The following is a 3,525-nucleotide window of genomic DNA, read 5'->3' on the forward strand; positions in this document are numbered from 1 at the left end:
ACCAGGCATAACAATAGACCTTAAAATTCGACTATGTTTGATTTATCGAGAGTCTAATCTGGTTGAAGAGGGAGCAGCAAAAGAATCGAATCCTGTAATAAGACGAGATAGTGAGATAATGGTGTCTAAAGAAGATGCTAATTATTCAGCAATTCGTATATTTCAATGGTTCCAAAGTTTAAAGTTTGATGGAAGAAAGAGAGGAGATTATTTTCACATTAATGACTATTATAAGTTTCCAGAGCTTTATAATCTTTTAACACAAAGTTTCATGTCAGATAAAGATACTCTAAGTAAATTTCATTCTAAATGGGTTGGGTTTTTACATGGTAGTATTTCAATTTATCACCTTATTTCAGAAGTTGGTGAGTTGGCAAAATCCCAAGGGGTCGAGAATTATGCTGAGGTGACAAGAATAGTTAAAGCACTTGCTCTTAAAAGGGATGAATTTGAGAGTAAATTAAGTTTGGAGCGATTTGGAAACGAATTATCGAACTACTTAACGAGAAATAATCTTTTGGGATCTGATGAATCAACTCAAAATCTTTATTCAGGGTTGGATTCCCAAAAAAAATTAGAGTTGATTAATTCTATTTATAAGGTATTTGAACAACTTGGTAACTTGCTACAAAGTGAAATTTTTCCGTCAGAATATATAACAATAAGAATGTTAAATGCCTTGGCCAGAGATATTTATTATAAATATCTTTTTGGCATTCCGGCTATCAACGACGAAAGTTTAGAGTTGGAAAATATTATGTGGGGTTTTTCGGGTCATAATCAATATTCTTTTATTACGAGTTATAACAGTGAAATATTACATCAACTCCACAGTTATGAACCACTTCAAACCTTGGCATTAAGTGTTTCTTCCGATGGGTCATCAAATCTCGAAGAAGTTAGAGCAATGTTTACCGTTGTGGTTCTTGTAAGATCTATGCTCGCGCAACGTTTAAGAGCTATCTTACCTGAACATGCTCTTTTTGCCAAAGATGTACCCCATGAGCAACTTAAGTTATTAAGCAATTTTTCCCTTAATGCCTCGGAAAGGCTTGTTTTGATGCTGGATCATACCAAACCAGAAGAAAAAGATGAGTTCATTCGTAATATGTTCTTGATCTTTGGTATGGTTCCTACACATCTGTCTGATGAACTGTCCGGGCAATGGGATCCCGAATCTGTTCCGTTAACACAAGCAGCCGCTCACGCAACGGGACCGCTGTATCAGCAACCAAAAAGAAGAACAGCGAAGTCTGTTATCATGGAATCTGTTTTATCACAGTGGGAACTCCTGAATATTGGTTATAAATTAGGTGATGATTGGAAAAACTTTGCCATAAATACGGATGTTATTAGTTATGATGTTGTAAGAGTTATTGATGCCAATTTTGTTGGAGTTGTTGATAAAACAATGCAAATGCTAGAGCGATGGAAACAAAGGAAAGGTCGAATTACCTTTAAAGACTTAATGGTGATTCTTGATAAAATAAAACGAGATGATCTTAGACGTGAGATAATGGAATATTATGGTCTTTGATACTACTGACTTTTTTATGCTCGGAAACCTCGCTTCAAGCGTGTCGCAGCCCATGCCTTTGGCCTTAGTGTTTCAGCAACGACACAAAAGCGGTTAGGCATACTTAAACCATGTAAAATGAGCTACTCTGGGGACTATCGATTTAAGTGGGTAAACTATTCGGAGAAATTCACATGCGTGATTCAGGTTATATCATTTTGTGCTTTGCCATTATTTATCTAAGCCCGGAATTTATTCAGCATAGTGCCAGGGCCGATGATGTCCTTGAAAAGCCTCCCTATGGCTATTGGTGGCTGCTGAATCCAGAAGAGATAAAGTCAGATCTGATTGCAGGTATGTTAGTAGCTTGTAAAAAAGGAGAAGAAGACTCATGTGGTGGAAAGGAGCTAATGATGGTTTTATTGGAAAAAAATACAGGGCATGGTTGTACTGACTATGTTGCTATCGGTTTTATAAAACAAAGCATCACTGATAAAAAATGGGATTTTTATTTTAGAAGTGATAGAAATAATGATCTTGAATTATGGGGTACTGCTTTTCGGATAGGAGATCGTTTGAGTTTGATAGATAAAATTAATGGAAGGAATCTGGATTTTGAACTATCAACTCCTGACACTATGGAAGAAAAAACAACAATAGCCTGTGAGAAAAGCCTCAGGTCTAAGTAAATTTTTCTGATCAGCTCAATATGGTGCTCGATATCCACAGTCTTCTGGGGTGTTTTGTTAGGTATTTTTACAAAGTTGTTAGCAATAATATTGAACAATTATCGAAATTGAGTGACCAAATTAGCTAAAGAGTTAAAAAGTTAAAGGATAATATTATGGACCCAAAAGTAGGCTTAGAGAGAAACCGCTCGTTTGCTCCTATAGATAATGCTTCAAATAACCAGGTAAAAGAACAAACAACAAAACAGGGGCATACTGTTGCGAGAGTAGTGCCTGTAGTTTCCTCTGATTTACAATGGGCGAGTGCTTGTCAGCAAACACCCATCAGGTTAAGGAGATACTCCTCACTTGATCATGGTAGAAATCATGTCTTCAAACATATTCAAGATGTTATTTTAGAAAAGTTTGGAATGACTGTCGGCATCAGTAAAGATAGGCTTGTTTTTGATTTAACTAAAGAAACGAGTGAACTTCAGGATTTATATTTTGAAACAGGACAATATCATGCTTTGATCGGAAGTGTCTTGGATGGTACTGATATTCCTGATTTAATTAGAGCTGAAAGACTAATTCCTGTTGTTTTGAAAGGTGATGGCAAAAAGCAATTAATTATAGAACTTAAGGATGCCCCTGAGGCCTACGTTCATTCTCTGGATGGAGAAGAGAAACCTCTCAAAACATTACCTATTACCCCATTTTGTAATCCTCAAGCATTAAACGATGTTGATACTTCTATGTTGAGGGTGGATATGTTTGAATTGGGGTTCACAGATGGTTCGCCACGATACATTTTTACCACGGGGCTTGCTTCTTGCATTTGTTTCGCCCTTTTTGACAAAGCTCAAAATAAAGTGCTGCTTTGTCACTTTGGTGCTTTAGATTTTTCACCCAAAAATTTATCAGAAGTTTTTGGATTTTGTGATGGGCAAGAAATGAGAAATCTTGAGTGCCACATTGTGGGTGGATACTATAAATATCTGGGTATAAAAAACGGTTTTTTAAGTTTAATCGATTTTATATCTTCAAAAGGTGTTCCCATAAAACAGATGTTTGTCGGTGATACAGAAGATCGCCCAAAATCGGTAGTTATAGATACCAGAGACATGAGTCTCTATGGGCTCCCTTTTTCTGGACTTGAGTATTCAACAGATATTTTTGAAAGGAATATCTCTAAGAATAAACTTATCCGTATAGCTACGATGCCGCTATTAATGAAGAATCATAGCCTTTCTTTATTTACATCTGGTTTAGGTTCCTGATGTTAATTGAAAGTGATGAGTGAAAAAGGCCAGAAGTCGTGAGGTATTATTCGTAATAAGC

General features: G+C 36.3%; 3 protein-coding genes. All 3 read left to right on the plus strand.

Going from position 1 to position 3,525, the window contains the following annotated elements; translation table 11 throughout:
• On the plus strand, nucleotides 1-1,537 hold a 1,537-nt coding region (locus KDK19_RS19770; protein ID WP_257292697.1), incomplete at its 5' end, for a death domain-containing protein.
• Between the two features lie 173 nt (nucleotides 1,538-1,710).
• Nucleotides 1,711-2,205 (plus strand): hypothetical protein, encoded by a 495-nt coding sequence (locus KDK19_RS19775; protein ID WP_257279697.1) that lies wholly within the window; start codon nucleotides 1,711-1,713, stop codon nucleotides 2,203-2,205.
• 155 nt (nucleotides 2,206-2,360) lie between these two features.
• Nucleotides 2,361-3,464, plus strand: a complete 1,104-nt coding sequence (locus KDK19_RS19780) for a hypothetical protein (RefSeq protein WP_257279696.1) — start codon at nucleotides 2,361-2,363, stop codon at nucleotides 3,462-3,464.
• Nucleotides 3,465-3,525: the final 61 nt, after the last annotated feature.

The organism is Endozoicomonas sp. ONNA1 (genome assembly GCF_024606325.1).
GTDB lineage: Bacteria > Pseudomonadota > Gammaproteobacteria > Pseudomonadales > Endozoicomonadaceae > Endozoicomonas_A.